The sequence below is a fragment of the Embleya sp. NPDC059237 genome (genome assembly GCF_042754105.1).
GTDB lineage: Bacteria > Actinomycetota > Actinomycetes > Streptomycetales > Streptomycetaceae > Embleya.
In genome coordinates, this window is record NZ_JBHZAE010000008.1 from 154,591 (window position 1) to 181,429 (window position 26,839).

Here is a 26,839-nt window from a genome sequence, read left to right on the forward strand (position 1 = left end):
CGGCTCGGCTGGGCCGGGCGGTTCGCACGCCTCGGGCGGCGGCGGACGGCACGGAGCGGGTGGCGGCGGGCGGCACGGAGCGGGAGAGCCGGCCCCGTATGCGCCCGAGGACTATGCGCGGGACCTGGTCGACCCCGGCTTCACGGCACCGCCCACAGCGGCTCTTCCGGCCGTTTCGGATCCGGTTCCGGGCGGGCGCGCGGCCCGTCGGCGGGCCGCGCAGCGGCAGCGGGCCGAGTCGGTCGAGCAGACTGCGGTCTACATGCCGCCGGCGGCGATGGTGGAGGCGCCTCGGGCGCTGCCGGGGGTGCGGGCCGCGGCGGGTGCGCCGGACATGGTGGGCGCGGCGAATGCCGTGGACGCGTCCGACGCGATGGATGCGTGGTTTCGGGCCGACGCGGGGGTGGTGGGCGCCGATCCGGTGCTCGACCCGGTGTACGCGCCCGCTCCGGAGGCCGTTCCGCGGTCGACGCCGACGCCGGCCGCGGCGGACGGCGGCGCGGTCGTACCCGGCGGGCGGGCGGAGCGGCGCAAGGCGCAGCGCAAGAAGGCCGGCCGGGGCGGCTCCCGTCCGCCCGCGCGCCCGGAGCCGGCCGAGGGCGCCGGACGGGCCGCGCGGCGGCGGGCGGCCAAGCCGTCGACGGGCGCGCGGATACTGACCGCCGGCGCCCGCCTCGTGGGCGAACTCGCGATGACGGTGGGCGTACTCCTGGTCCTGTACGTGGTGTATCTGACCTGGTGGACGAACATCGTGGCGGCGGAGAAGGCCCGGAACGAGGCGCACGACATACAGCAGAGCTGGAACGACACGCCCGGCCAGGTGGTCGACCCGCGCAATCCCGGCCAGTACGTCGCCCCGAACAAGGGGTTCGCGCTGCTGTACATCCCCCGGATCGGGATGGAGAAGCAGGCGATAGCGGAGGGCACCGACCGGGGCAAAGTGCTCAACAACGGCCTGGTGGGCCACTACAACGACCCGAAGACCGCGATGCCGTGGGATGCCCAGGGCAACTTCGCGGTGGCCGCGCACCGCAACGGGCACGGCGAGCCGTTCCGCTACATCAACAAGCTCAAGCCCGGCGACAAGGTGGTCGTGGAGACCGCGACCACGTACTTCACGTACACCGTCGACGCGGACCTGCCGCAGACCTCGCCGTCGCACATCCAGGTGATCGATCCGATCCCCGACAAGGGGCCGTACACCAAGCCCGGCCGCTACATCACGCTGACCACGTGCACGCCGGACGGCGCCTCGACGTATCGCCTGATCGTCTGGGGCCACCTGGAGGAGGAGCGGCCGCGTTCCCAGGGCAAACCGGACGCGCTGCTGGCCGGGGCGAAGTGACGGCGCATCACATTCCGGTCTCCGGGTCCTGACCGAACTTATTGTCTGTGCCAAGCTGTCGACCCATGGGCGCTGTACGCAAAACCATTCGCGTCGGGGCGGAACTCCTCCTGACCCTGGGCCTGGTCGGCCTGCTGCTGTGTGTACACCAGCTCTACTGGACCAACTTCGAGGCCCGGGCCGAGGCCCGCAGCGAGGTGGACCAACTGCGCAGGGACTGGGCCAGACAGGGCACCGAGAACACCCAACCGCCCGCCGCGCAGCCGCCCACCGACGTCCTGAACGGCCCCACCGACGTGAGCGTGGACGGCGGCAAGGACGGCCAGAAGGTGGTGGGTTCGCACACCATCCGCGGCGAGACGCTGGCCATCCTGTGGATCCCCAGACTCGGCTCGGACTGGTACCAGCCGATCATCGAGGGGTCGAGCCTGGCCTCGCTCTCGAAGGGTGTCGGCCACTACACGTACCCGCCCTACGTCGGCCCCGGCGGCGCCGGCAACTTCGGCCTCGCCGGCCACCGCAACGGACACGGCGAGCCGTTCCGCCACCTGAACAACCTGCGGGCCGGCGACAAGGTCGTGGTCGAGACCAAGACCCAGTGGTTCACGTACACGATCGTCAAGGGCCCGTTCATCACCAAGCCCTCCAACGGCTCGGTCCTCACCTCCCGCCCCCCGGACCTGGGCGGGCCCGCCGGCCGCAGCCTGATCACCCTGACCACGTGCGATCCGGAGTTCACCTCCAAGAACCGCATGATCTACTGGGGCGAACTCACCACGACGGACCCGAAACAGGGCGACACGAAGCCGGCGGCCCTACGCCGCTGAGCGCGGGGGCAAATGCGGGTCTCGGGGATTTCACGGCCCGCGAACGGGCACCGGACCCGACGGACACGGCCTGTCGGCTCGACATCGCTACCCAACGGCGACGGCACTTGATAGCTTCGCTCTCCTCTTGATCTCAGCAACGGAGGGTGAAGATGACCCTTGCTGTACGGGGCCACCTCTTGTTGATCGAGAGCGCACGGGGTCGTGCGTCCCGTCGACACCTGCGCGGCACCGGCGCCAACCTGGGCGCGATGACCGAGATACCTCCGACGTGCTTCGCTCCTCGGGCCTCGGGTGTCGACGTGGTCCAGATCGACGATGCGGTCAACCCTCACGCGGTGTTGAGCCGCATCAAGGCGGCGGCGCGCGTGCCCGGGCCCGTGGTCGTGTACGTCTCGGGTCTGCTGATGTTCGATCGCACCGGCGCCGCGCATCTCGGGCTGCGGGACTCCACGCCGCGCAGCGTGCGCTACGACGGGCTGCCGTGGGAGTGGCTGGTGAACGCGCTTCGTTCGCGGCCTCGCAACCAAACACTGGTCATCGTGGACTTCGCCACCGACGCACAGAGCTGGGCCCGCCTTCACGACACCGCCCCCGCGTCACTGACGAGCAGCCTCCCGGTGTGGGGCGTGATCAACCCGCCGGCCAAATCGGCGGACGGCACCAGTCCCTTCACCCGCGCGCTGTCCGCCGTGCTACCGCAGGGCATACCTCGGGTGCCTGCCGAGGTGCATCCGTCCGACATCCACCGCGCGGTGGTCGAGCGGGCCGGCCTGGCCGTCGACACCGTGGAACTCGTACCCGATGCATCCGGGTTGCAGCTGGGGAACGTCCACCCCGGGGCGCCGCCGGCCGCGCTCGCCCCCTCCGAGGTCACGACTGCCGAGACGCCCGAGCGGATACTCCTGCAACCGTCCGACCCGGCGGCGTACACGGGGGATCTCACGCGGATTCGCACGGCGAGTGAAGCGGGTGACCACACGGTCGCCGTCCTCGCGGCTCAAGAGCTGGACCACCGCTTGGCCACAACCCTGGGGTTCGATCACCCGGATTCATGGGCCGCTCGGGAAGTCCACGCCTGGGCGTCGGCGATGGCCGGCCGCTACCTGCATGCCTGCGAGCTGTACCGGGACGTCGCCCGGCGACGCATGCGGGGCCTGCCCCACGACCATGCGACCGTCGTCGGCCCCACCGACTGCGCCCATGCCGCGTGGCTGCGCATCCCCAACGGGGACGACGCGCGCCGAGTGGGCCCGTCGATCGTCGCCCTTCGGGAACTCGTACCCGGCCCCGGCGGAGCGCTCTCGGCCGCGCGGCGCCACCTGGTCCGACTTCGGGACGACGATCCCGAGGTGCAGATGCGCCGCGGGCCCGAAGCCTGGTCCGCCTACCTCGGCCGGCAGACCCGACAGTCCGCCGACCCTGCCGGCATGCCGGCGGCAGGGCCTTCGAACTCCGCGGTCTGAAGCCTCGCCGTGCCTCCGGTGCTCGTTGTCACTCGTACGAGTGTGTCCGGTTCCGCCCGGGGCGGGGGTGTAGCAGGCTTGCCATCGCCACCCACAAAGCGATGAAAAAAGCCCCGGAGGCCGGCATGGCAAACATCCCGAGCGATCGTCTCTACAGCAAGGACCACGAGTGGGCCCAGGTCGAGGGCGACCTGGTGCGGGTCGGTCTGACGGATCACGCGCAAAAGCAACTCGGCGACGTCGTCTACGTCGAGCTGCCCGGCGTGGGCGACCGCTTCGAGGCCGGCGAGCCGTTCGGCAACGTGGAATCGGTGAAGGCCGTGAGCGAGGTCTACGTACCCGTGACCGGCGAGGTCGTCGAGGTGAACGAAACCCTGAGCGAAAGCCCGGAACAGGTCAACGACGACCCCTACGGCGACGGCTGGACCATCCGACTCCGCACGGAGGGATCGGCCCGGACCGACGGCCTGCTCACCGCGGACCAGTACGCCGACTACATCAAAGAAGAAGCGTCGGACTGACCCGCGCCCCTATTTCACCCCTGTACCGCCATCAATCGCAGCGGGGGTAGGGCCACGGGCCGTTCAGGTAGTTGAACATGGCGTTCCAGCTGAAGTGCTCGTTCGCCACGTCGGATCGACATGCCAGGTAGTCGTAGATGAAGCCGACCGGGCTGTAGAAGGCGGAGCTGTTGACGAAGATCTTGCTGTGGAAGACCAGGAGCCATGTCCTCGTATTGCCGTGTTGGTACCAGCACACGGCTTTCGGTCCGCTGCCGTCCTTGATGCCGGCCGCGGGGAGATTCTCGAGAGCCGGCCATACGTCGGTCATGTCCACGGGGCGGGGCCAGTCGGCTTTGAAGTCCCCGCTGCCCGCGTCGAGCATGGCGACCCGGGTCCCCGCGGTGAACAGGTAGTAGTCGTCGACGGCCGTGACGCAGGAGACGCCGCCGGCCCATTGGTCCTGCTCGTCCCGGCCGAATTCTCCGTTGGCGATCCGGGCGAACCCCCTCCAGGCATCCGTCATTTTCTGCGGCGACCAGGTGACGGTGTCTCCGTAGCCGTTCGTCCTCGCGCAGTACTCGCCGTTGAACAGCCACCACATCCCGGTGCGCTTGACGTAGACGCACGTGTCCAGCCCACTGTTGAACTCCGCGTGGCCTCTGAGGCCGGTCCATCCGTAGGTGTCCCGGAAATCCCGGGGGTCGATGTGCATGGAGTTCCCGTCGTAGTCCGTGGTGAAGTAGATCGACGACACCGAGGACTTGTTCGGGTTCGAGTTGGTGGCGGTGAAACACCACCGGCCGTTGTAGAGGTTGATGGAGTTCACGGTCCACCACCGCAGACCGTTCACGACGGGCGGGGGGTGCCATCCTCCCGGCGGGACGAAGCCCTCGTCCGGCTCGGGCACCAGGACGGAAAAGGGAATGACCCCCACCAGCTTGACCCGACCGTCCGGCACCGTCTCCGAGACGGCCTCGATCGCCGTCACCTCGGCCTGGATGTAGGCACTGATCACGTCGAAGAACGGCGCGACCTCCTCCAGCGCCTCCATGGACACTTCCAGATACGCGTCGAAGAGCTTCTCCATGGTGCTGATCCACTCGACGGCCTCCCGGCTCAGGTGAATCGTGACCTGGAAGCCGCTGAACTCGGTATAGATGTCTCCGCTGATGTCGAGTTTCGCGGCGTGGGTCCCCTCGGCCCCCGAGCGGGGCGCGAGTATTCCGTCGACGGGCTGATCGAAAGGCGGCATGGCGTCTCCTCCCGGGACCGCCACGGATGTGCGGTCGGTGAGCGGTTCGCGGTGGCCAGGTGCCAGTATCGGAACGTGTTTCGGACGTCACAAGAAGCCGTGAAAAGGTTGGCCGACACAAGGTCGGGCATTCAGGCCACGCACCCTCGCGAACACACCGACCCACGCCGATTCGACCCGGCCGAACGGGGCCACGTGGAGCGTGCGCGCTTCGCTTCGATGTAGCGCCCGGCACACCCACCCGCCACAGGCGCGGCGCGCCCCGGCCGAGCGCGGGCAAACGGTCCTTGAACACGTGGAGGAAGTCCGAACGCGCCGCGCTTGTGCGGGCCGGCACCCAAGGCGCCGAATCGTCGTTACGCCAAGTCGTCCGGAGGGGCGGGCGGTCTGATCAGCTCACCCCCGTTTCGCCCCCGGGACGGATCAAGGGCCCTCCCCCAAAACATGGGGAAGGGCCCTTGATCTGCACTTGCGAGAGTGGGCCTAACAGGACTTGAACCTGTGGCCTCTTCCTTATCAGGGAAGCGCTCTAACCGTCTGAGCTATAGGCCCGCGTGCGTGCTCAGAGAGCGTACCGCACCGCTTGCCCGCCACCAAAATCCTTAGTCCTCCTCCGCCAGGGTGACCTCGATGCCTCCGGTGAAGGATGCGGTGAGGTTGTAGAGGAAGGCTCCGAGAGTGGCCAGTGCGGTCACCAGGATGACGTCGACGATGGCCACGATGCCGCTGAAGAAGAGCGTGTTCTTCAGGGACAGGACGTGTTGGAGGTCGAAGCCGGAGTTGTTCTCCGACTGGGTCGCCTCCTTCACCGTGTCGCCGACCGAGGCGAAGACGCCGAGGCCGTCCAGCACCAGCCACAACACGGTCACCGCCACCATCAGCACCACGCCCAGTGCCAGGGACAGCAGGAAACCGACCTTCATCACCGACCACGGATCCACCCGCGCCGCCCGCAGTCGGGCCCGCCGCGTGCGCGCGCTCGGCCGCGGTTGCGGCTCCGGACCCAAACCGGGCCGGCCCCCCTGCTGCGCCATGGGCTGCCCCGGCTGGTGGGCGGCCGACGGGGCCCCGCCGGCCGGGGTGCCCCGGATCGGGCGCGGCGTGGTGATCGTGCCGCCCGCCGTCGGACGGGCCGCCGCCGGCCTGCCGTTGACCGCGGCCGGCGGCCGCTCCGTACCCTCGCTCGCCGCAGCCGCGGGAGGGAAGGGGGACGCGAACGGGGTCGGCCCCGCGGGACGCGGCGGATGCGCCGCCGCGTCCCGGGAGGGCCCGGCCCCGTGCACGGGGGGTGGACCGGCCGGCCTCGGCGGCACCGCGTCCGGCGGCACCGCCTCGCCGCGACCCGTGCTGTCAGCGCGCCCGCCGGTTCGACCCCGGTCGGCGCGCTCGCCTCTCCCGCCGGCCGACTTCCGGTCTGTGCTCACGCGTCACCCTTCCTGCCCGCCGGGCGCGACCTCCCCTGCGATGGTGGAGGTCGGCTCGTGCGTGCCATCGGCCGCACCGGCTTCGGCCCCATCGACCTCAGGGTCGATCTCGGCCTCGGGCTCAGGTTCGGCGTTACGTGCGATGCCGACAACGGCGTCGCCCTTACCCAGGTTGATCAGCTGCACACCCATCGTGTCACGTCCGGTGTGCCGGACACCCGCGGCGCGGGTACGGATCACTCCGCCGCCGAGGGTGATGGCCAGGATTTCATCCGTGTCGTCCACCACGAGTGCCCCGACGAGTGAACCGCGATCCTCGACGATCTTGGCGGCCTTGATGCCGAGGCCCCCACGACCCTGGACGCGATACTCGTCCACACTGGTTCGCTTCGCGAAGCCCCCATCGGTGGCGGTGAACACGAAAGTACCCTCGCGCACCACGTTCATCGACAACAGTTCGTCGCCTTCGCGGAAGCTCATGCCCTTCACCCCGGACGTCGCGCGACCCATCGGCCGCAACGACTCGTCCGTGGCGGTGAACCGGATCGACTGCGCCTTCTTGCTGACCAGCAGCAGGTCGTCGTCCGCGGAGACCAGCTCGGCGCCGATCACCTCGTCGTCGTCACCGGCCTCGTCCGAGCGCAGGTTGATCGCGATCACGCCCGCCGAGCGGTTGGTGTCGTACTCCTTGAGCGCGGTCTTCTTCACCAGACCGGCCTTGGTCGCGAGCACCAGATACGGCGCGACCTCGTAGTCGCGCAGGTCGAGCACCTGGGCGATCTTTTCGTCGGGCTGGAACGCCAGCAGGTTGGCCACGTGTTGCCCACGCGCCTCACGACCGGTGTCCGGCAGCTCGTACGCCTTCGCCCGATACACCCGGCCCTTGTTCGTGAAGAACAGGATCCAGTGGTGCGTGGTGGTCACGAAGAAGTGGTCGACGATGTCGTCCTGCTTCAGATGCGCCCCACGCACACCCTTACCGCCGCGCTTTTGCGAGCGGTACAGGTCGGTCCGGGTGCGCTTGACGTAGCCGCCCCGGGTGATGGTGATGACGATGTCCTCTTCGGCGATCAGGTCCTCGATGGACATGTCGCCGTCGAAGGGCACCAGCTGGCTGCGCCGGTCGTCGCCGAACTTCTCGACGATCGCGGCCAGTTCCTCGCTGATGATCTGCCGCTGCCGCTCCGGCGAGGCCAGGATCGCCTGGTAGTCGGTGATCTTCGCCATCAGCTCGTCGTGCTCGGCGGTGATCTTCTGGTGCTCCAGGGCGGCCAGCCGGCGAAGCTGCATCTCCAGGATCGCGTTGGCCTGGATCTCGTCGATCTCCAGGAGCCCGATCAGGCCGGTACGCGCCTCGTCCACCGTGTTCGAGGCCCGGATCAGCGCGATGACCTCCTCGATCGCGTCGAGGGCCTTGAGCAGACCGCGCAGGATGTGTGCGCGCTCCTCCGCCTTGCGCAGCCGGAAGCGGGTCCGCCGGATGATCACCTCGATCTGGTGGTCCACCCAGTTGCGGATGAACAGGTCGATCGAGAGCGTGCGCGGCACGCCGTCCACCAGCGCGAGCATGTTCGCGCCGAAGGTGTCCTGCAGCTGGGTGTGCTTGTACAGGTTGTTCAGCACGACCTTGGCCACCGCGTCGCGCTTGAGCACGATCACCAGGCGCTGCCCGGTACGCGAGGAAGTCTCGTCGCGCACGTCGGCGATGCCGCCGATCTTGCCGTCCTTGACCAGGTCGGCGATCTTCTGCGCGAGGTTGTCCGGGTTGACCTGGTAGGGCAGTTCGGTGACCACCAGGCACTGCCGGTTCTGGATCTCCTCGACCTCGACCACGGCACGCATGGTGATCGAGCCGCGCCCGGTGCGGTACGCGTCCTCGATGCCGCGCCGGCCGACGACCAGTGCGCCGCTGGGGAAGTCCGGGCCCTTGATCCGCTCGATCAGGGCGTCCTGCAGCTCCTCCGCGGACACGTCCGGGTTCTGCAGGAACCACTGCGCGCCCGATGCGACCTCGCGCAGGTTGTGCGGCGGGATGTTGGTCGCCATGCCGACCGCGATGCCGGCGGACCCGTTGACCAGCAGGTTCGGGAACCGGGCCGGCAGGACCGTCGGCTCCTGGTTGCGGCCGTCGTAGTTGTCCTGGAGATCGACGGTCTCCTCGTCGATGTCCCGGAGCATCTCCATGGACAGCCACTTGAGCTTGCACTCGGTGTACCGCATGGCCGCGGCCGGGTCGTTGCCCGGCGAGCCGAAGTTGCCGTTGCTGTCCACCAGCGGCATGCGCATCGACCACGGCTGGGCCAGGCGCACCAGCGCGTCGTAGATGGAGGTGTCGCCGTGCGGGTGGTACGTACCCATGACGTCACCGACGACGCGGGCGCACTTGTAGAAGCCCTTCTCGGGCCGGTAGCCGCCGTCGTACATCGCGTAGAGCACGCGCCGGTGCACCGGCTTGAGGCCGTCGCGCACGTCGGGCAGGGCACGCGAGACGATCACGCTCATCGCGTAGTCGAGGTAGCTGCGCTGCATCTCGGTCTCGAGCCCGACCGGCTCGATCCGCAGGCCGCCGGTGCTGTTGACCGCGTCCTCCTGGTCGCCTTCGGGCGCCGGGGTGTTCTCATCGGCCATTGCTGGTCAATGTCCTTTCGAGCTGTGACGTGGGGCCGACTCGGATGTGGATATCCGCCGGCAGGCGGATGCCCCGGCCGGTCAGATGTCCAGGAACCTGACGTCCTTGGCGTTGCGCTGGATGAACGAGCGACGGGCCTCGACGTCCTCACCCATGAGCACCGAGAACAGTTCGTCGGCCTGGGCCGCGTCGTCGAGGGTGACCTGACCCAGGACGCGGTGGTCGATGTCCATCGTGGTCACCCGAAGCTCCTCGGCGTTCATCTCGCCGAGGCCCTTGAAGCGCTGGATCGAGTCGTCCTTGGCCCGCTTGCCCGCCTGTCGGCCGAGTTCGAGCAGCGCGTCGCGCTCGCGGTCGGAGTAGGCGTACTCGAAGTCGTCCCGGCTCCACTTGATCTTGTACAGCGGCGGCCGGGAGAGATACACGTGGCCAGCCTCGACCAGCGGGCGCATGAAGCGGAACAGGAAGGTCAGCAGCAGGGTGTTGATGTGCTGACCGTCGACGTCGGCGTCCGCCATCAGGATGATCTTGTGATAGCGCAGCTTCTCGATGTCGAAGTCCTCGTGCACACCGGTGCCGAAGGCCGAGATGAGCGCCTGGACCTCGGTGTTCTGCAGGATCTTGTCGATCCGGGCCTTCTCGACGTTCAGGATCTTGCCGCGGATCGGCAGGATCGCCTGGTACATCGGGTCGCGGCCGGACTTGGCCGAGCCGCCGGCCGAGTCGCCCTCGACGATGAAGATCTCGCACTTGGACGGGTCGTTGCTCTGGCAGTCGCTGAGCTTGCCCGGCAGCGAGGCGGTCTCCAGCAGACCCTTGCGCCGGGTCAGGTCGCGCGCCTTGCGCGCCGCCATCCGCGCGGTGGCCGCCTGGATGCCCTTGCGGATGATGTCCGCGGCCTCGCTCGGGTTGCGGTCGAGCCAGTCGGTGAGGTGTTCGTGCACCACCCGCTGCACGAACGTCTTCGCCTCGGTGTTGCCCAGCTTGTCCTTGGTCTGGCCCTCGAACTGCGGGTCGCCGAGCTTGACCGAGATGATCGCGGTCAGACCCTCGCGGATGTCCTCGCCGGCGAGGTTCTCGTCCTTCTCCTTGAGCAGCTTCTTCTCCCGCGCGTAGCGGTTGATCAGCGCGGTCAGCGCGGACCGGAAGCCCTCTTCGTGGGTGCCGCCGCCATGCGTGTGGATCGTGTTCGCGAAGCTGTGCACACCCTCGGTGTACTGCGAGTTCCACTGCATCGCGACTTCCACCGAGATGGTGCGCGACTTGTCCTCGGCCTCGATGTCGATCACCGAGGGGTGGACCAGCTCGCCCTTGCGCGAGTTGAGGTAGCGCACGAAGTCGGCGATGCCGCCCTCGTAGTGGTACGTGACCGCGAGCTGCTCGCCCTTCTCGTCCACGTGGTCCGGGCGCTCGTCCCGGAGCGAGATGGTCAGGCCCTTGTTGAGGAAGGCCATCTCCTGGAAGCGCCGGGAGAGCGTCTCGAACGAGTAGACCGTGGTCTCGAAGATGTCCGGGTCGGCCCAGAAGGTGACCGTGGTGCCGGTCTCGGTGGCCGCCTCGTGCCGCTCCAGCGGCGCGGTGGGGGTGCCCAGCTTGTAGTCCTGCGTCCAGCGGTAGCCGTCGCGGCGGATGTCCACCGCGAGACGCGAGGACAGCGCGTTGACCACGGAGACGCCGACGCCGTGCAGACCGCCGGAGACCGAGTAGCCGCCGCCGCCGAACTTGCCGCCGGCGTGCAGGATGGTCAGGACGACCTCGACCGCGGGCTTCTTCTCCACCGGGTGCATGTCGACCGGGATACCGCGGCCGTTGTCCACCACGCGCACGCCGCCGTCGGCGAGGATCGTCGCCTCGATGTGCGTCGCGTGCCCCGCCAGCGCCTCGTCGACCGAGTTGTCCACGACCTCGTAGACGAGGTGGTGCAGACCGCGCTCACCGGTGGAACCGATGTACATGCCCGGGCGCTTGCGGACCGCGTCGAGGCCCTCCAGGACCTGGATGTCGCTCGCGCCGTAGGACTGCCCGTTGCTCGCGGCAGAGGTTTCCGGCGAGCCGGCCACGTCATTCTCCTTGGGGTTGCCGGAATCGGCCACGAAGCGCCCTTTCTGGCACAGCACGGCTCCCTGCCCGGGAGCAGGAACGGCAGGGTGCGTCGAAGGCAGGCAGCCGGCCCGACGCGCCCCCGGGCACGGAGCCGCGGAAGTCGAAACAGGATCCGCATGAGCGGTATTGCTGGTTCAGTCTACCGGTCGGGGCGACACAAAGATGGGTTCCCAAGGGCCCTGTGTCCGCGTGTGGCGCCCTGATGCGCCCTGTCGCATGTCCCCCCACTTGCCCCGGGGTCCCGAATCGCTCTCATGCCTGTCCACGCGGCGCGGGCGACTCGGATGGTGACAGCGTGTCAGACCGGTATGACACCGGACACATCGCCCCCGCCGGCGCCGTCCCCGGCGGCCGGCGCACCCGCCCGGATCGGCGCGGACCATGTGGCCCGTGGCCGGAAACCGTCTACGGCTGGGCGCGCCACGCGCCCCGGCGGCGCTCCTGGGCCGGAGCGAGGACGCGGATGTAGGTGACGGTGCCGTCGCCCAGCTCCTGGTTGAGCCGGGCGAGCAGTTTCGGCGCGAGCCAGCGCAATTGGGTGGCGTAGTTGTCGGATTCGGCGCGCACCACGAGTTCGCCGTCCTCGAAACGTTCCGGACGGCAGTTGGCCGCCAGCGCCGGGCCGACGATTTCCGGCCAGCGCTGGAGTACGCCGTGCACCGCCGCCGGGGTCTGCCAGCCGCGCTCGCTGACCAGGCGCCCCATGATCTGCCGCAGCGGCTGGGGGTCGCGGTCGTCGGGTCCGGAACCGCTGCGTTTCAAGCCACGCCGGGCCCGGTCCTGGTCCTGCCGGTGGTCGTGACGGGTGCGCGCCTGGGCCCGGGCCTGGGTCAGCGCGGCGCGGGCCAGGTCGATGCCGCGCGTCGGCTCGGCCGCGCCGGCGCCCCCCGCGGCGGGCGGAATGTGGCCCTCGTCACTCACCCTCGACCCCCGTCCCCTCGACCTTTTGCACCTCGCCGGCGGCGACGTCGTAGCGCGCGCCCACGAGCGCGGGCGGCACGTCCTCGGCCACCGCGGCCGTGACCAGCACCTGCTCGCCGTGCGCGACCATCTCGGCCAGCCGCGCCCGCCGGGTGACGTCCAGCTCGGCGAACACGTCGTCGAGCACGAGCACCGGCTCGCCCCCGTCCGCGCGCAGCAGCTCGTAGGAGCCCAGCCGCAGCGCCAGCGCGTACGACCAGGACTCACCGTGGCTGGCGTAGCCCTTCGCGGGCAACGGGCCCAGCCGCAACACGAGATCGTCCCGATGCGGGCCGACCAGGGTCTGTCCGCGCTCGACCTCCGCCGCCCGACCGGCGGCGATCGCGGCGGTGAGCACCGCGTGGATCCCGGCCCGGTCCGAGGGCAACGGGTCCTCCGACATCGAACTGCGGTAGTCGAGCACGATCGGTCCACCGCCTGTGGACAACGCGTCGTACGCCTTGTCCACCAGGGGCTGCAGCGCGGCGACCAAGTCGAGCCGGGCCGCGGTCAACTCGGCGCCGGTCGCGGCCAGATGTTCGTCCCACACGTCGAGCGTGCTCAACGCCCCGCTGCGGCCGCCGCCCGCCCGACGGGCCAGCGCCGCGGTCCGCAGCAGCGTGTTGCGCTGCTTGAGCACCCGGTCGTAGTCCTGCCGCACCCCGAGCAGCCGAGGAGTGCGCGCGGTCAACAACTCGTCCAGGAACCGGCGGCGTTCCCCCGGGTCGCCCTTGACCAGGGCCAGGTCCTCCGGCGCGAACAGCACGGTGCGCAGCAGCCCGAGCAGATCGCGCGGCCGGGTGGCGGCCGCGCGGTTGATCCGGGCCCGGTTGGCCTTGCCGGGGTTGATCTCCAACTCGGCCAGCGCGCTGCGGCCGTCCTCGCGGACGATGCTCGCGCGGACATAGGCCCGCTCGGCGCCGAGCCGGACCAGGGGCGCGTCGGAGGCGACCCGGTGGCTGCCGAGCGTGGCCAGGTAGCCGATCGCCTCGACCAGGTTGGTCTTGCCCTGGCCGTTGGGCCCCACGAACGCGGTCACGCCCGGTTCGAGGGGAACCTCGACCCGGGCGTACGACCGGTAGTCGACGAGTGACAGGTGCGCTACATGCATGGGCGGGCGGGCTGCCGGTCAGCCCGCGTCGGCCTCCTTCGGCGGCGTGACGTCGGCGCCGGGGGCGTCGGCGCCCTTGTGCGTCGACGCGGCGGTGACCGCGTGCCCACCGAACTGGTTGCGCAGCGCGGCGACCATCTTCATCTGCGGCGAGTCGTCCTGACGCGAGGCGAACCGGGCGAACAGCGACGCGGTGATCGCGGGCAGCGGTACGGCGTGGTCGATCGCCGCCTCGACCGTCCAGCGGCCCTCGCCGGAGTCCTCCGCGTAGCCGCGCAGGCCCTCCAGGTGCTCGTCGTCGTCCATCGCGCGCACGGCCAGGTCGAGCAGCCAGGAACGGATGACCGTGCCCTCCTGCCAGCTGCGGAAGACCTCGCGCACATCGGTGACCACGTCGGCGGCCTCGAGCAGTTCCCAGCCCTCGGCGTAGGCCTGCATCAGCGCGTATTCGATGCCGTTGTGCACCATCTTGGCGAAGTGCCCGGCACCGACCTTGCCCGCATGCACGAAGCCGGCCGGGCCCTCGGGCTTGAGCGCGTCGAAGATCGGCTGCACCTTGGCGATGTCGGCCGCGTCCCCGCCGCACATCAGCGCGTAGCCGTTGTCCCGGCCCCACACGCCGCCGGAGACGCCGCAGTCCACGAAGCCGATGTCCTTCTTGGCCAGCGCCTCGGCATGCTTGATGTCGTCCGTCCAGCGCGAGTTGCCGCCGTCGACGACCACATCGCCCGGGGACAGCAGTTCGCCCAGCTCGTCGATGGTGGCCTGGGTCGGCGCCCCCGCCGGCACCATCACCCACACCACGCGCGGCTCGGCGAGCGTGTCCACAAGTTCCTTGAGGCTGTGGACGTCCGCCACGTCGGGGTTGCGGTCGTAGCCCACCACCGTGTGGCCCGCGCGGCGCAACCGCTCGCGCATGTTGCCACCCATCTTGCCGAGGCCGACGAGTCCGAGCTGCATCCTGAAATCCTTCGTTCGCTGCTGCGATGCCGGGTGGGGCACCGCCGAGGCCGCTTCCGCACCCCCGGCGCCCTCGTAGGGGCGGGGGCTTTCACCGCGTCGACGGTACGCGGGTAGCGGTTGCCCGTGCGCTCGCGGGGTATGCACCGGCGCGTCGGCCGAACCCGGTTGCGCCCCGGCCCGGTTCGACGCCGCCCGGATCAGCCGGAGAGCCGCACCGGCATGATCAGGTAGCGGTACTCGTCGGTGGCCTCGGCCTCCACGTCGGGCTTGCCGGTCATCACGGCGGGCTTCGTGGACGTGGTGAAGGAGATCTGGGCGACCGGGGAGTTGATCGCGCTGAGCCCCTCGAGCAGGAACGTCGGGTTGAAGGCGATCGAGATCTCCTCGCCCTCCAGGCCCGCCTCGATCGCCTCGGACGCCTGCGCCTCGTCGCCGGAGCCGGCTTCGAGCACGAGTCGGCCGTCGGAGAAGGACAGCCGCACCGGGGTGTTGCGCTCGGCGACCAGGGACACGCGCTTGACCGCGTCCACGAACGGCGCGGTCTCGACGGTGGCGACCGTCTCCGACTGCTCCGGGAACAGCGCGCGGTACTTGGGGAATTCGCCTTCGAGCAGGCGGGTGGTGGTGCGCCGGCCCGAACCCTCGAAGCCGATCATGCCCTCGCCGATCTTGTCCCCGGACAGCGCGATCTGCACGCTGTCGCCCTGGGTCAGCGACTTGGCGGTGTCGTTGAGCGTCTTGGCGGGCACCAGAGCCACCGCCGAGGAGAGGCCGTCGGCCTCGGGCTTCCAGTGGAACTGGCGGACCGCGAGCCGGTATCGGTCGGTGGCGGCCAGGGTGACCAGGTCGCCCTCGATCTCGACCCGGACGCCGGTCAGCATCGGCAGCGTGTCGTCGCGGCCGGCGGCGATGGCCACCTGGGCCACGGCGGCGGCGAAGACGTCGCCCTCGACGGCGCCCGCGGCGGTGGGCATCTCCGGCAGCGCCGGATAGTCCTCCACAGGGAGTGTGGGCAACGTGAAGCGGGCGCTGCCGCAGACCACGGTCACCTTGGCACCGTCTGTGGACACCTCGACGGGGCGGTTCGGCAGGCTCTTGGAGATGTCGGCGAGCAGTCGCCCGGACACCAGCACCCGGCCCGGCTCGTCCACCTCGGCCTCGACGCCACCCCGGGCGGAGACCTCGTAGTCGAAGCTGGACAGCGTCAGGCGCTGGTCCGCCGCCTCCAAGAGCAATCCGGCGAGGACGGGAACCGCCGGCCGCGCCGGGAGACTCCGCGCGGTCCACGCCACCGCATCAGCGAGAACGTCACGCTCGACCCGGAACTTCACCGGTTCACCGCCTCCTGCCGTTGCCGGCCGTCTGTCGTTTGGTCGCCGTTCGTTTCGGCGTCGGTGTCGGGCCGTCGGGGCCTACCACCGGGACACAGTCTGACGCACCGCGCCGACAGCCCGCGCAGCCCCCGGCAAACCCGCAGTCCACAGATTCGGCCCGCCCCGACCGTTTTCCGTGGATCGATCTTGAACTACGCGTGGTCGTAGTAGTAGGGGGTGTGGATACCGTGGATAACCGGTATATGCGCAGGTCAGAGCCGCTTTTTTATCCACTTCGGGGTGTGGGTGGACCCGTGGATAAACCCCCTGTGTCTGTGGATGCCCGAATTGGCTCCACAGGTCGTCCCCAGCCGTACCCCCGGTTGTCCCCAATCAATCCCCAGGTTGGGGGCCACTTGTCCCCACCCCCTGCGGACGCCGTTCGGCACGGGATTCACCGTAAAGGGTGAAACCGGCCCGACTGTGGACAGATCCGTGGACAACCTGGGGACAAGCCGCGAATTCCGGTGGACGGGACGTGGACAACCGGACAACGCGACGATGGACGGTGTGGCACGGGAAAGTTATCCACAGTCTGTGGAGGACTCCGCTCCACATCACCACAGGAACCTGACCTGCCGGCTCGCCGGGGTTTTCCCCAGGTTCTCGCAGCCATTGTGGGGAACTCGACGGTAAACAGGTCGTCCCCATGGTGTGGATGCCCGACTCGGTGCCGATCGGTGGATAACTCGCCCTCATCGGAGCCGATGAGATGAAGGTCACATCACACACGCGAAGGCCGGCGCCCCGAAAAGGGAACGCCGGCCGGCCCGAGCGGGTGATCGGGGCTCGAATCAGCTCTTGATCCGGTTCGTCAACTCGGTCACCTGGTTGTAGATCGACCGCCGCTCGGCCATCAGCGAGCGGATCTTGCGGTCGGCGTGCATCACGGTGGTGTGGTCGCGCCCGCCGAACTGGGCGCCGATCTTCGGCAACGACAGATCGGTCAGCTCGCGGCACAGATACATGGCGATCTGGCGCGCGGTTACCAGCACCCGGCTGCGCGAGGTGCCGCACAGGTCCTCGACGGACAACCCGAAGTAGGCCGCGGTGTGCGCCATGATCGTGGTCGCCGTGATCTCGGGCCCCGCGCTGTCCGGAATCAGGTCCTTGAGCACGATCTCGGTCAGCTGCAGGTCCACCGGCTGCCGGTTCAGGCTCGCGAACGCGGTCACCCGGATCAGTGCGCCCTCCAGCTCGCGGATGTTCCGGGAGATCTTGCTGGCGATGTACTCCAGCACGTCCGGCGGCGCGTTCAACCCCTCCTGGATCGCCTTCTTGCGCAGGATCGCGATCCGAGTCTCCAATTCGGGCGGCTGGACGTCGGTCAACAGCCCCCACTCGAAACGATTGCGCAGTCGATCCTCCAGGGTTACCAGCTGTTTGGGCGGCCGGTCCGACGAGATGACGATCTGCTTGTTCGCGTTGTGGAGCGTATTGAAGGTGTGGAAGAACTCCTCCTGGGTCTGCTCCTTGGTCTCCAGGAATTGGATGTCGTCCACCAGCAGAACGTCGACATCTCGATAACGTCGGCGGAAGCCGTCGGCCTTGCCGTCGCGGATCGAGTTGATGAACTCGTTGGTGAATTCCTCCGAGCTCACGTAGCGCACCCGGGTGCCCGGATACAGGCTTTTCGCGTAGTGCCCGATCGCGTGCAGCAGGTGGGTCTTGCCCAGCCCCGACTCGCCGTAGATGAACAGCGGGTTGTACGCCTTCGCGGGCGCCTCGGCCACGGCCACCGCCGCCGCGTGCGCGAAGCGGTTGCTGGAGCCGATGACGAACGTCTCGAACAGGTACTTGGGGTTCAGCCGCGCGGCGGGCTCGTGCTCGACCACCCCGTGCTCGCGACCGGTGCCCGGCCGGGCCAGCCGCAGCGGCCGATTCCCGGGCACGTCGGCCGGCGGGACCGAGGGCGGCTGGTGGGGCGGCGACTGCTGCGGCGGCTGCGGGGCGCCCGAAACCGGCTCTCTGTCGCCGGATTGATGTGTCGAATTATCCACAAAGCTGTGGACGGAGGGTGTGGAAAAGCCGGGTGCCCCGAACAGGTCTTCGCGATCGGCGAAGAGCGTTCCGTCGGACGGCGGGATTCCCGGATGGTCGGACGAGCCGCCCGGCCCGCCGCCATATCCGTATTGATCACGGGAATCGCGCGGATCGCGGGCGTCCCGGTGGTCGCGATCACGCGGATCCCGACCGTCCCGGCCCTCGCGCGCCTCCCGGGGATCACGCGGCTCGCGGGGATCACGCTGGTCCCGATACGGTCCGGGCGCGTAGCGCTCGTGCGGGTAGTCCTGCTGGTACTGCGGCTCGGCGTACGGGTCGCGGTCCTGGCGATACGACTGCTGGCCGTACGGCTCCTGCGGGTAGGGCTCCTGGGGGTAGCCGTCGCGGCCGTAGCGGTCGCCGTAGGCGGGACGCCCGTACGGGCCGGGGTTGTAGTCGTCGTGCCGGGGCGAGCGCTCGTGCCGCTCGGGCACCTGCTCCGGCTCGCCCGCGCCCGGCTCGACGCTGACCGCGAAGCGGATCGGCCGCCCGAAACCGTGGCTCAGCGCGTCCGTCACCACCTGGCGGAGCCGGGTCTCCAGCACTTCCTTGGCGAACTCGTTCGGCACCGCGAGCAGTGCGGTGTCGGAGAAGAGGGTCAGCGGCTGGGTGCGCTGGAGCCATCCCTTGTCCTTGGCCGTGACCGAGTCGTCGGTGGCCAGTCGTTCCAGGAACCGTGCCCAGACTGCGGCGAGGTCGCTGGTGATGTCAGCCACAGTGCACGCTCTTTCATTGCATCGACGCAGGTCTCGGGAGGGCTCCCAGTGTCCCGGACCCCGGGAGCGAGCGCTCCGGTCCGACTCCACCAGTTCACGGTAGTGGCGGCCATCCACCCGCTCAAGCCGTTGTCCACAGCCTGTGCACAGCCTGCCCGACGGGGCGTTTCCGCAGGTGGGCGACGTGCCCCGGATCCCCCATTTGACCCCGTCCCCTGTTGGTACGTACCGTGGGCCGGTCTAGTTGTCTGACGACCGCTGCCGCATGTCCGAGATCATGTCGATGCGGACGTACGGTGGTGGCCGGCGGTCTTTTCTGCCGGCCCACGATTCAAATCCTGGAGCCCCCGAGTGAGCAAGCGCACCTTCCAGCCGAACAACCGTCGCCGGGCGAAGACCCACGGGTTCCGGCTGCGCATGCGCACCCGTGCCGGTCGCGCCATCCTTGCTGCCCGTCGCCGCAAGGGCCGCGCGGAGCTTTCCGCCTGAGTTCGCGGATCTCTCCGTGCTGCCTGCCGATAACCGGCTGAGGCGGCGCGAGGACTTCGCGATCGCGGTTCGCCGCGGGCGTCGAGCCGGCCGTCCGAGCCTGGTCGTCCACCTGCATCGCCAGGAGACGAGCGGGCTCGGCGCGCCCACGCACACCCCGGCGACCGCGCAGCCGTCCGAGCCGGACACCCTGCGCCAATCTGTGGCAGAGGACCCGCACGCGGAAGTGGAGCACGCTCCACCACCGCGTGCGGGTTTCGTCGTGAGCAAGGCCGTCGGCCCCGCTGTTGTCCGTAACGTCGTCAAGCGTCGGCTACGCCACCTCATACGCGATCGGATGGCCCTGCTCCCGGCAGGTAGCCTGGTCGTGGTACGGGCATTGCCACCCGCAGCCCAGGCGGACCATTCCGACCTGGCACGGGATCTGGACGCAGCGTTCGACCGGCTCCTGGGCCGGGCCGGGCGCCCCGTCGCGGTTCGAGCGGATGGGCCCGCGGCCAAGCCGGGAGCGACGGCGTGAAGTACCTGTTCATGGGGTTCATTCGGGTCTATCAGTGGACGATCAGCCCGATGCTGGGGCCGGTGTGTCGCTTCTACCCGTCGTGCTCGCATTATGGGTATGAGGCGATGTCCGTGCACGGTGCCGTCAAGGGCACCTACCTCACCGTGTGGCGCATCCTGCGCTGCAACCCCTGGAACTCTGGCGGTGTCGATCCTGTGCCGCCGCGCACACGCCGACCGTGGCGACTTCCCGAGCGGAAGTCGCGCTCGGAGTCGGAGCCGCAGGAGCGGCAGCAGACGTCCAGCACCGGCCGTACCGAGCCCGCGCCCGGTGCGAACACCACCGCCCGAGGAGCTTGACCGTGGGGATTCTTAACCCCCTATATACCGCCGTCTCGTGGATCATCGTCCAATTCCACTCGTTGTTCAGCCCGATCTTCGGCGAGAACAGCGGCTGGTCGTGGGGGCTGTCCATCGTCTGCCTCGTGGTCGTCATCCGGATCTGCCTGATCCCGCTCTTCGTGAAGCAGATCAAGGCGACCCGTGGACTCCAGGCGCTGCAGCCGCGCATCAAGGAAGTCCAGAAGCGGTACAAGGACGACCGCGAGCGGCAGTCCCAGGAAATGATGAAGCTCTACAAGGAGACGGGCACCAACCCGCTCTCGAGCTGCCTTCCGATCCTGGTGCAGTCGCCGTTCTTCTTCGCCCTGTTCCACGTGCTCCAGCGGGTGTCGCAGAACAAGACGGTCGGCGTCATCGACCGCGACCTGGTGAACAGCGCCCAGCAGGCGCACATCTTCGGCGCGCCGATCGCCGCCAAGTTCACCGACTCGGCGGCCAAGATCGCCAGCCTCGGGGCCGACCTCACCACGGTGCGCATCGTCACGGTCGTGATGATCATCCTGATGTCCGGGTCGCAGTTCTTCACCCAGCGTCAGCTGATGACGAAGAACACCGACCCCGCTTCGCTCGTGGGCAACCCGTTCGCGAAGCAGCAGAAGCTGATGATGTACGCGTTCCCGATCATGTTCGCGGTCTTCGGCATCAACTTCCCCGTCGGTGTGCTCGTCTACTGGCTCACCACGAACGTGTGGACGATGGGTCAGCAGCTGTTCGTGATCAACCGCAACCCCACCCCCGGCAGCCCGGCGTTCAAGGTGCGGCAGGAGAAGCTGGCGGAGAAGGCGCGCAAGCAGGGCAAGGTGCTGCTGCCCGACGGCAAGCTGATGGACCAGGCCGAGTACGACGCCCAGCAGGCCGAGATCAAGGCCCAGGCCGCCCGGCGCCAGCAGCCCACCCGACTGACCAAGTCGCAGCGCAAGGCTCGGGCCCGGGACGAGGCGGAGGCGGCCGGTGCCGACGCCGAGGAGACCGCCGACGCCGACACCGCGACGCGCAACGGCTCGGGTACACCCGCCAGGTCGAACGGCGCGGTCAAGGGCTCGACCGCGCGGACGCCGCACTCCGGTGCGCGCAACGCCGGTCAGCGCCGGCCGACCCAGGGCCGGAAGCACCCGAGGAAGAAGTGACCGCCCTCGACGGGCCGGCCGCCGCCCACCCCCACGACTCGCTCACTCGTCCACAAAGGAGTTCCCCTGTGACGGAAGGCACGACCCCCGCCGTCGACTCACCCGCCGCGTCGCGTCGGATCACGCTCACCGCGGAGGAGATCAGCCGTCTGGAACAGGAGGGTGAGATCGCCGCGGACTACCTGGAGGCCCTGCTCGACATCGCCGACCTCGACGGCGACATCGACATGGACGTCGAGGGCGGGCGCGCGTCGGTCTCGGTGATCGCGGGCGAGGAGAGCGAATCCTCCGGCGCCGACCTCAAGCGCCTCGTCGGTCGTGACGGTGAGGTCCTGGAGGCCCTTCAGGAGCTGACCCGACTCGCGGTGCACCGGGAGACGGGCGAGCGCAGCCGGCTGATGCTGGACGTGGACGGGTTCCGTGCCGCCAAGCGGGCGAACCTGGCGCGGATCGCCGGTGAAGCGGTGGAACGGGTCAAGGCCGCGGGTACCTCGCTCAAGCTCGAGCCGATGACTCCGTTCGAGCGCAAGGTCGTGCACGACACCGTCGCGGAGGCCGGACTGCGCAGCGAGTCGGAGGGCGAGGAGCCCAATCGCTGCGTCGTCGTCCTGCCCGCCTGATCGGATCCCCGGATCCGTTTCCGCCAACCGTCGCGCCGGCCCCACCTGCACCACAGGTGGGGCCGGCGCCGTTCTTGGGATGATGTTCCACGTGAAACGTCAGGACGACACGACCCCCGACCCGCCGGCGGACGAACGCGCGCCCGAGGCTCCGGAAGCGGCAGGGCGGCTCTTCGGGGCCAACCTCGACCGCGCGATCCGCTATGCCGACATGCTGGCCGGCCCTGGCGTGCGCCGCGGCATGGTCGGTCCGCGTGAGGTCGGCCGGCTCTGGGAGCGGCACCTGCTCAACTGCGGGGTGGTCGCCGAATTGATCGCGGAGAACGCGATCGTGCACGACGTCGGCTCGGGCGGGGGCCTGCCCGGCATTCCGCTCGCCCTGGTCCGTCCGGACCTGCGGATCACCCTCGTCGAGCCGCTGCTGCGGCGCACCACGTTCCTCGACGAGGTGGTCGACGAACTGGGCCTGGACAACGTACGGGTGCTGCGCGGCCGTGCCGAGGAGGTGCGCGGGCGTACCTGGGCCGACGTGGTCACCGCGCGCGCGGTGGCGCCGCTGGCCAAGCTCGCCGGATGGGGGCTGCCCCTGCTCGCCTCCGGCGGCGAGATGTTGGCGCTCAAGGGCGACTCGGCCGCCGACGAACTGCTGGAGTCGGAGGCGGATCTGCGCAAACTCGGCGCAGTGTCGTGGGCGGTCGCGCACGCGGGTGCCGGGATCGTGGATCCGCTGACCACCGTCGTGCGGGTACGGATCGGCACCGTCGCGCCCAAGGAGTCGAAGGCGGCCAAGGCGCGCCGAACCGCCAAGCCGGCCCGGCGGCGCCCCGCCAAGTAGGCGAACTCGCCCACGGGTTGGGCCGGACGGCTGAAACGCCGTTCCTGCCCGCTCGGGGTGTGTCGTGAACGCCGTCCCCCGACCGCACCCGGGATCGTGTTTCACGTGAAACGCCTTCCGTGGAAACGCTTCTACTCACCTGAGGCGCGCCGGAACGTGACACCCTCTGAGGGTGCCGCCGCAGTGCGTGGTCATTCCGTCGGCCCGAGTTCCCATGTCGCCGCGGCAGGAGAGGAGAGTGGACCGTTGCCGTCCGAGTATCCGACAGCCTCGATGCCGGCGCCCCGTGTGGGTGCCGCCGTCGACGTTTCACGTGAAACAGAGGCGCCCGGTATCGAAGACACCCCGATCGCCCGCGCGGCCAGACAGGCCGTGGAGACGATGGGGCGCGCCTCGGAGGGGTTGCCCCGCCCCGAGCGCACCCGCGTCATGGTGGTCGCGAACCAAAAGGGCGGCGTCGGCAAGACCACGTCGACCGTGAACCTCGCGGCCGCGCTGGCGATGCACGGCGCGCGCGTGCTGGTGATAGACCTCGACCCCCAGGGCAACGCCTCCACCGCGCTCGGGGTGGACCATCACGCCGGCACGCCGTCGATCTACGAGGTGCTGGTCGAGGGTCGCGATCTGGCCGAGGTCGTGCAGCCCGTGCGCGACGTCGAGGGACTGTTTTGTGCCCCGGCCACGATCGACCTCGCCGGGGCCGAGATCGAACTCGTCTCGTTGGTCGCTCGGGAGAGCCGGTTGCAACGTGCGATCGCCGCCTACGAGCAGCCGCTGGACTACATCCTGATCGACTGCCCGCCCTCGCTCGGGCTGCTGACGGTGAACGCGCTCGTGGCGGGCGCCGAGGTGGTCATCCCGATCCAGTGCGAGTACTACGCGCTGGAGGGGCTGGGCCAGTTGTTGCGCAACGTGGAACTGGTCCGCGCACACCTGAACCCGAACCTCGGCGTCTCGACGATTCTGCTGACGATGTACGACGCCCGGACCCGGTTGGCCTCGCAGGTGGCCCAGGAGGTGCGCGACCACTTCCCGGACGAGGTGTTGCCCACCGCGATCCCGCGTTCGGTCCGCATCTCCGAGGCGCCCAGCTACGGGCAGACCGTGATGACCTACGACCCGGGGTCCACCGGAGCGTTGTCGTATCTTGAAGCGGCTCGGGAGATGGCGCTGCGCGGTGTGGCGAAGGCGAAGGAGGAAGTATGAGCGGACAACGCAGGGGATTGGGCAAGGGGCTCGAATCGCTCATCCCGGCCCGGCCGTTGAAGCCGTCCTCCTCCGCCGCGGCGACCTTGCGGAAGATGGCGGAGATAGCGACGGACGAGTCGGCCCTGTCGCCGACCTCGGTGCCGTTGCAGGATGCGCCGAAGACCGAACCGGCTCCGCCGGCCGCGCTGTACGCCGAACTGCTCGTCGATCTGATCGAGCCGAACCCGCGGCAGCCGCGTGAGGTGTTCGACGAGGACGCGCTGGCCGAACTGGTGCAGTCGATCCGGGAGGTGGGTGTCCTCCAGCCGGTCGTGGTGCGCTCGACCAACGAGGGCAGCTACGAACTGGTGATGGGCGAGCGCCGGTTGCGGGCCTCCCGGATCGCCGGGCTGACCCGCATCCCGGCGATCGTGCGGGTGACCAACGACGACAAGATGCTGCTCGACGCGCTCTTGGAGAACCTGCACCGCGCCGAGCTGAACCCGCTCGAAGAGGCACTGGCCTACCAGCAGTTGCTGGAGGAGTTCCGGTGCAAGCAGGAGGAGCTGGCGGATCGTATCGGTCGTTCGCGTTCGCATCTGAGCAACACGATGCGGCTGCTGCGGCTGCCGATGGAGGTGCGCACCAAGGTGGCGGCGGGCACGTTGCTCGCCGGGCACGCGCGTGCGTTGCTGGCCCTGCTGGATCGGCCCGACGAGCTGATCAAGCTGTCGAAGCGGATCATCGCCGAGGGCATGACGGTGCGTACGGTCGAGGAGATCGCGCGCACGATCAACAACCAGGAACCGGCGGCGAAACCGAAGCCGCAGAAGCCGCGTCCGGGCGCGATCGTGGCGCCCGCGCTGAACCATCTCGCGGATCGGCTCAAGGACCGGTTCGAGACCGAGGTGAAGGTGGTGCTCGGTCCGAAGAAGGGCAAGATCGTCGTCGAGTTCGCCTCGGTCGAGGACCTGGAGCGCATTCTCGCCTCGATGGCGCCCGGCGAGGGTGACCAGTTCGCCAAGCAGCTCGCCGAGCGGGAGGTGCCGAGCCAGGCCGGGCGGGCTCGCGGCGCGGCGGCGGCCGGTGTCACGGCGTCGGCGCAGGAGGCGGGAGCCGAGGCGACGTCGGCCGCCGCGAACGACACGGACGACGCGGAGACTTCGGTGCTCGTCCCGTAGCGGCATCGCCATGGGCCCGTAGCGGCTCGGCAAAGGAGGGTGGGAAGGGGCCCGCGGTCGTTGACCGCGGGCCCCTTCCTTGCTTGTGTTTCACGTGAAACGCGCCGCCGCCGGAGATCGCGGCGTGCCGATGTTTCACGTGAAACCTGTCCGCACCCCTGGAGGGACGATGAGGTCGAAGCGCTGGATCCTGGCGGGTCTGGGCGTGGGCGCCGTCGGCGGGTTCGTCGGCGGCCTGCTCGGTGGCTCGCCGCGGTCTCGGGTGCCCGGTCCGTCGCCGTGGACGCCCGCGGGTCCCGCGATCCCGGTCCATGCGCTGCCGCAGGGCTCACGGTGGCCGGTGGATCGAAACGGCCCGGCGGATCGGACCGCCCGGGCACGGCCGGGCGGGTAGCCGCGATCGGTGGGGGCGCGGAAGCAGGTCGGGAAAGGGATCGATCCGGTGTGTGGTGATCGTCCGCCGCCCGCTTCGGCGCGGACGGTCAGGTGAAGACGGGCAGCCGCAACATCCCCGTGGGCACGTCCTCGTCCGGCGGCAGGTAGAGCCGTTGGAGGGCCACGACGACCGATTCGGCGGCGTGGTCGCGGAATTCCGAGGAGGCCAGCCGGGCCGCGTCGTCCACGTTGGTGAGGTAGCCCATCTCGATGCGCACGGCGGGCATCCGGGTGCGCCGCAGCAGTGTCCACGCCTTGCCGTGGGTGCGGCCGTCCACCATGCCGGTACGCGCCACGAGTTCGCGCTGGACCAGGCTCGCGAAGTGCTCCCCGGTGGGCGAGCGTCGCCCGTACCGGTCGCTGCCACTGCCGTAGTAGTAGCACGCCACCCCGGCGGCACGCGGGCTGTCGTTGCGATCCGCGTGCAGGGATATCACGAGATCGGCGTCGGTGGCGTTGGCGAAGGCCGCCCGCTCCTCCTCGCCGATGCCGTCCTCGGCCGGCCCGCGGGTGAGGTAGGCGCGCACGCCCAGGGCGGACAGGCGGCCCTCCAGGCGCCGGGCCAGGTCCCACATCACCTCGGCCTCGGTCAGCCCGTGTGCGACCACGCCGGCGTCCGCGCCGCCGTGGCCCGGGTCGATCACCACGGTCTTGCCGGCCAGCGACGGGCCGGAGCGGTGCAGCAGTTCGGACTCGCGCATCGCGTGCGGTTGGCCGCCGACGACCGTGCGCGCGAGCCGGTCGAGGGCTCGGAACGTGGCCGGTCCGCATGTACCGTCCGCGCCGAGTCCGTAGTTGCGTTGGAATTCGCGCAGGGCGCGCTCGGTGGCCGGGCCCAGAATGCCGTCCACCCGGCCGCAGTCGAAGCCCATGTCGAGCAACCGCTGCTGGAGGGTGGCCACATCGTCCCCGACGGTGGGGTGGCCGGCCGAGTAGGACAACATGCGGTCGCCGAGGCGCCACCGTGCCTCGTCGAGGTGACGGTAGGTCTCCGGGCCGACGACGCCGTCCACGGTCATCGCGCGCTGCTGCTGGAAGTGCCGAACGGCGAGGTCCACGGAGTCGTCGAACACCGCGTCCGCGTAGCCGCCGAGGCCGTCCGGACCGCCGGTGTCGGTCGGCCTTGGGGCACCGGCGGGCAGGAGGCCGAGCAGCACCAGTTTGGACCTGATCTCGGCCACTGCGGGGCCGGTGTCACCGCGTCGGTACCGCCGCTGCATGGTCATGGAAAGAAGTCCTCCCGAGTTTTGACGCAACACTCGATCGTACGCGCGCATCCGGTCCTTCCCGTACCGGAGCGGGGGTCCGGGGGCCTCGATTCCACACCTCGCGCCGGGGCGGGTCGG

22 protein-coding genes and 1 tRNA gene are annotated in these 26,839 nt (G+C 69.5%); 12 read left to right on the forward strand and 11 right to left on the reverse strand.

Annotation, left to right across the window (positions count from 1 at the left end; translation table 11 throughout):
- Window positions 1–262 precede the first annotated feature (262 nt).
- The 4 genes from ACFXKZ_RS25480 (at window position 263) to gcvH (ending at window position 4,159) form a co-directional block, all read left to right on the forward strand.
- Window positions 263–1,345 carry a class E sortase gene (locus ACFXKZ_RS25480; protein WP_380003299.1) on the forward strand — a complete coding sequence of 361 codons (1,083 nt, stop codon included), beginning with the start codon at window positions 263–265 and terminating at the stop codon, window positions 1,343–1,345.
- A gap of 65 nt (window positions 1,346–1,410) precedes the next feature.
- Window positions 1,411–2,172 (forward strand): class E sortase, encoded by a 762-nt coding sequence (locus tag ACFXKZ_RS25485; protein WP_380003300.1) that lies wholly within the window; start codon window positions 1,411–1,413, stop codon window positions 2,170–2,172.
- Between the two features lie 152 nt (window positions 2,173–2,324).
- The gene (locus ACFXKZ_RS25490) at window positions 2,325–3,638 is read left to right on the forward strand and encodes a hypothetical protein (RefSeq protein ID WP_380003302.1); all 1,314 of its coding nucleotides are present in this window, start codon (window positions 2,325–2,327) and stop codon (window positions 3,636–3,638) included.
- Between the two features lie 125 nt (window positions 3,639–3,763).
- Window positions 3,764–4,159, forward strand: a complete 396-nt coding sequence (gcvH, locus tag ACFXKZ_RS25495; RefSeq protein ID WP_380003303.1) for a glycine cleavage system protein GcvH — start codon at window positions 3,764–3,766, stop codon at window positions 4,157–4,159.
- 31 nt (window positions 4,160–4,190) lie between these two features.
- On the opposite strand, the gene ACFXKZ_RS25500 is transcribed toward gcvH, so the two are convergent.
- The 10 genes from ACFXKZ_RS25500 to dnaA all read right to left on the reverse strand — a co-directional run bounded on the left by ACFXKZ_RS25500 (window position 4,191) and on the right by dnaA (window position 18,715).
- Window positions 4,191–5,393, reverse strand: coding sequence for a hypothetical protein (locus ACFXKZ_RS25500; RefSeq protein ID WP_380003304.1), 1,203 nt, complete (start codon window positions 5,391–5,393; stop codon window positions 4,191–4,193).
- Window positions 5,394–5,871: 478 nt separating this feature from the next.
- Window positions 5,872–5,945 (reverse strand) — tRNA-Ile (locus ACFXKZ_RS25505).
- Window positions 5,946–5,995: 50 nt separating this feature from the next.
- Complete coding sequence (locus ACFXKZ_RS25510; RefSeq protein ID WP_380003305.1) at window positions 5,996–6,427, reverse strand: DUF3566 domain-containing protein; 432 nt, start codon at window positions 6,425–6,427, stop codon at window positions 5,996–5,998.
- Window positions 6,428–6,820: 393 nt separating this feature from the next.
- Window positions 6,821–9,445 (reverse strand): DNA gyrase subunit A, encoded by a 2,625-nt coding sequence (gyrA, locus tag ACFXKZ_RS25515; protein WP_126640253.1) that lies wholly within the window; start codon window positions 9,443–9,445, stop codon window positions 6,821–6,823.
- Between the two features lie 81 nt (window positions 9,446–9,526).
- On the reverse strand, window positions 9,527–11,563 hold the full coding sequence (gyrB, locus tag ACFXKZ_RS25520; RefSeq protein WP_380003306.1) for a DNA topoisomerase (ATP-hydrolyzing) subunit B: 2,037 nt from the start codon (window positions 11,561–11,563) through the stop codon (window positions 9,527–9,529).
- A 391-nt stretch (window positions 11,564–11,954) separates the two neighbouring features.
- Window positions 11,955–12,470, reverse strand: a complete 516-nt coding sequence (locus ACFXKZ_RS25525; RefSeq protein WP_380003307.1) for a DUF721 domain-containing protein — start codon at window positions 12,468–12,470, stop codon at window positions 11,955–11,957.
- Window positions 12,463–13,620 (reverse strand): DNA replication/repair protein RecF, encoded by a 1,158-nt coding sequence (gene recF / locus ACFXKZ_RS25530; RefSeq protein WP_380003308.1) that lies wholly within the window; start codon window positions 13,618–13,620, stop codon window positions 12,463–12,465. The genes ACFXKZ_RS25525 and recF overlap by 8 nt, the downstream gene beginning before the upstream one ends.
- An 18-nt stretch (window positions 13,621–13,638) precedes the next feature.
- Window positions 13,639–14,580 carry a phosphogluconate dehydrogenase (NAD(+)-dependent, decarboxylating) gene (gene gnd / locus ACFXKZ_RS25535; protein ID WP_380003309.1) on the reverse strand — a complete coding sequence of 314 codons (942 nt, stop codon included), beginning with the start codon at window positions 14,578–14,580 and terminating at the stop codon, window positions 13,639–13,641.
- Between the two features lie 200 nt (window positions 14,581–14,780).
- The gene (dnaN, locus tag ACFXKZ_RS25540) at window positions 14,781–15,914 is read right to left on the reverse strand and encodes a DNA polymerase III subunit beta (RefSeq protein ID WP_078976313.1); all 1,134 of its coding nucleotides are present in this window, start codon (window positions 15,912–15,914) and stop codon (window positions 14,781–14,783) included.
- 836 nt (window positions 15,915–16,750) lie between these two features.
- Entirely contained in the window at window positions 16,751–18,715 is a 1,965-nt protein-coding gene (gene dnaA / locus ACFXKZ_RS25545) for a chromosomal replication initiator protein DnaA (RefSeq protein ID WP_380003310.1), read from the reverse strand.
- Between the two features lie 351 nt (window positions 18,716–19,066).
- On the opposite strand from dnaA, the gene rpmH reads away from it, so the two are divergent.
- The 8 genes from rpmH (at window position 19,067) to ACFXKZ_RS25585 (ending at window position 25,058) form a co-directional block, all read left to right on the forward strand.
- Window positions 19,067–19,204 (forward strand): 50S ribosomal protein L34, encoded by a 138-nt coding sequence (rpmH, locus tag ACFXKZ_RS25550; protein ID WP_010849920.1) that lies wholly within the window; start codon window positions 19,067–19,069, stop codon window positions 19,202–19,204.
- A 16-nt stretch (window positions 19,205–19,220) separates the two neighbouring features.
- The gene (rnpA, locus tag ACFXKZ_RS25555) at window positions 19,221–19,724 is read left to right on the forward strand and encodes a ribonuclease P protein component (protein ID WP_126640258.1); all 504 of its coding nucleotides are present in this window, start codon (window positions 19,221–19,223) and stop codon (window positions 19,722–19,724) included.
- Window positions 19,721–20,065: a membrane protein insertion efficiency factor YidD gene (gene yidD, locus ACFXKZ_RS25560; RefSeq protein ID WP_380003311.1), complete on the forward strand. Its 345-nt coding sequence runs from the start codon at window positions 19,721–19,723 to the stop codon at window positions 20,063–20,065. Before rnpA ends, yidD begins: the two co-directional genes overlap by 4 nt.
- 2 nt (window positions 20,066–20,067) lie before the next feature.
- Window positions 20,068–21,234 carry a membrane protein insertase YidC gene (yidC, locus tag ACFXKZ_RS25565; protein ID WP_380003312.1) on the forward strand — a complete coding sequence of 389 codons (1,167 nt, stop codon included), beginning with the start codon at window positions 20,068–20,070 and terminating at the stop codon, window positions 21,232–21,234.
- Window positions 21,235–21,302: 68 nt separating this feature from the next.
- A complete protein-coding gene (locus tag ACFXKZ_RS25570; RefSeq protein ID WP_371863052.1) occupies window positions 21,303–21,854 on the forward strand; it encodes a protein jag in 552 nt (183 codons plus the stop codon).
- Between the two features lie 82 nt (window positions 21,855–21,936).
- Window positions 21,937–22,689, forward strand: coding sequence for a 16S rRNA (guanine(527)-N(7))-methyltransferase RsmG (gene rsmG, locus ACFXKZ_RS25575; RefSeq protein WP_380003531.1), 753 nt, complete (start codon window positions 21,937–21,939; stop codon window positions 22,687–22,689).
- Between the two features lie 273 nt (window positions 22,690–22,962).
- Entirely contained in the window at window positions 22,963–23,895 is a 933-nt protein-coding gene (locus ACFXKZ_RS25580) for a ParA family protein (protein ID WP_246126980.1), read from the forward strand.
- Window positions 23,892–25,058, forward strand: a complete 1,167-nt coding sequence (locus ACFXKZ_RS25585; protein WP_380003313.1) for a ParB/RepB/Spo0J family partition protein — start codon at window positions 23,892–23,894, stop codon at window positions 25,056–25,058. The genes ACFXKZ_RS25580 and ACFXKZ_RS25585 overlap by 4 nt, the downstream gene beginning before the upstream one ends.
- Before the next feature lie 482 nt (window positions 25,059–25,540).
- On the opposite strand, the gene ACFXKZ_RS25590 is transcribed toward ACFXKZ_RS25585, so the two are convergent.
- A complete protein-coding gene (locus ACFXKZ_RS25590; protein ID WP_380003314.1) occupies window positions 25,541–26,719 on the reverse strand; it encodes an N-acetylmuramoyl-L-alanine amidase in 1,179 nt (392 codons plus the stop codon).
- Window positions 26,720–26,839: the final 120 nt, after the last annotated feature.

Coding starts and splice junctions, on each gene's coding strand:
- ACFXKZ_RS25480 (WP_380003299.1), top strand. CDS start 263: ATGCCGCCGGCGGCGATGGTGGAGGCGCCTCGGGCGCTGCCGGGGGTG.
- ACFXKZ_RS25485 (WP_380003300.1), top strand. CDS start 1,411: ATGGGCGCTGTACGCAAAACCATTCGCGTCGGGGCGGAACTCCTCCTG.
- ACFXKZ_RS25490 (WP_380003302.1), top strand. CDS start 2,325: ATGACCCTTGCTGTACGGGGCCACCTCTTGTTGATCGAGAGCGCACGG.
- gcvH (WP_380003303.1), top strand. CDS start 3,764: ATGGCAAACATCCCGAGCGATCGTCTCTACAGCAAGGACCACGAGTGG.
- ACFXKZ_RS25500 (WP_380003304.1), bottom strand. CDS start 5,393: ATGCCGCCTTTCGATCAGCCCGTCGACGGAATACTCGCGCCCCGCTCG.
- ACFXKZ_RS25510 (WP_380003305.1), bottom strand. CDS start 6,427: ATGGCGCAGCAGGGGGGCCGGCCCGGTTTGGGTCCGGAGCCGCAACCG.
- gyrA (WP_126640253.1), bottom strand. CDS start 9,445: ATGGCCGATGAGAACACCCCGGCGCCCGAAGGCGACCAGGAGGACGCG.
- recF (WP_380003308.1), bottom strand. CDS start 13,620: ATGCATGTAGCGCACCTGTCACTCGTCGACTACCGGTCGTACGCCCGG.
- gnd (WP_380003309.1), bottom strand. CDS start 14,580: ATGCAGCTCGGACTCGTCGGCCTCGGCAAGATGGGTGGCAACATGCGC.
- rsmG (WP_380003531.1), top strand. CDS start 21,937: ATGTTCCACGTGAAACGTCAGGACGACACGACCCCCGACCCGCCGGCG.
- ACFXKZ_RS25580 (WP_246126980.1), top strand. CDS start 22,963: ATGCCGGCGCCCCGTGTGGGTGCCGCCGTCGACGTTTCACGTGAAACA.
- ACFXKZ_RS25585 (WP_380003313.1), top strand. CDS start 23,892: ATGAGCGGACAACGCAGGGGATTGGGCAAGGGGCTCGAATCGCTCATC.
- ACFXKZ_RS25590 (WP_380003314.1), bottom strand. CDS start 26,719: ATGACCATGCAGCGGCGGTACCGACGCGGTGACACCGGCCCCGCAGTG.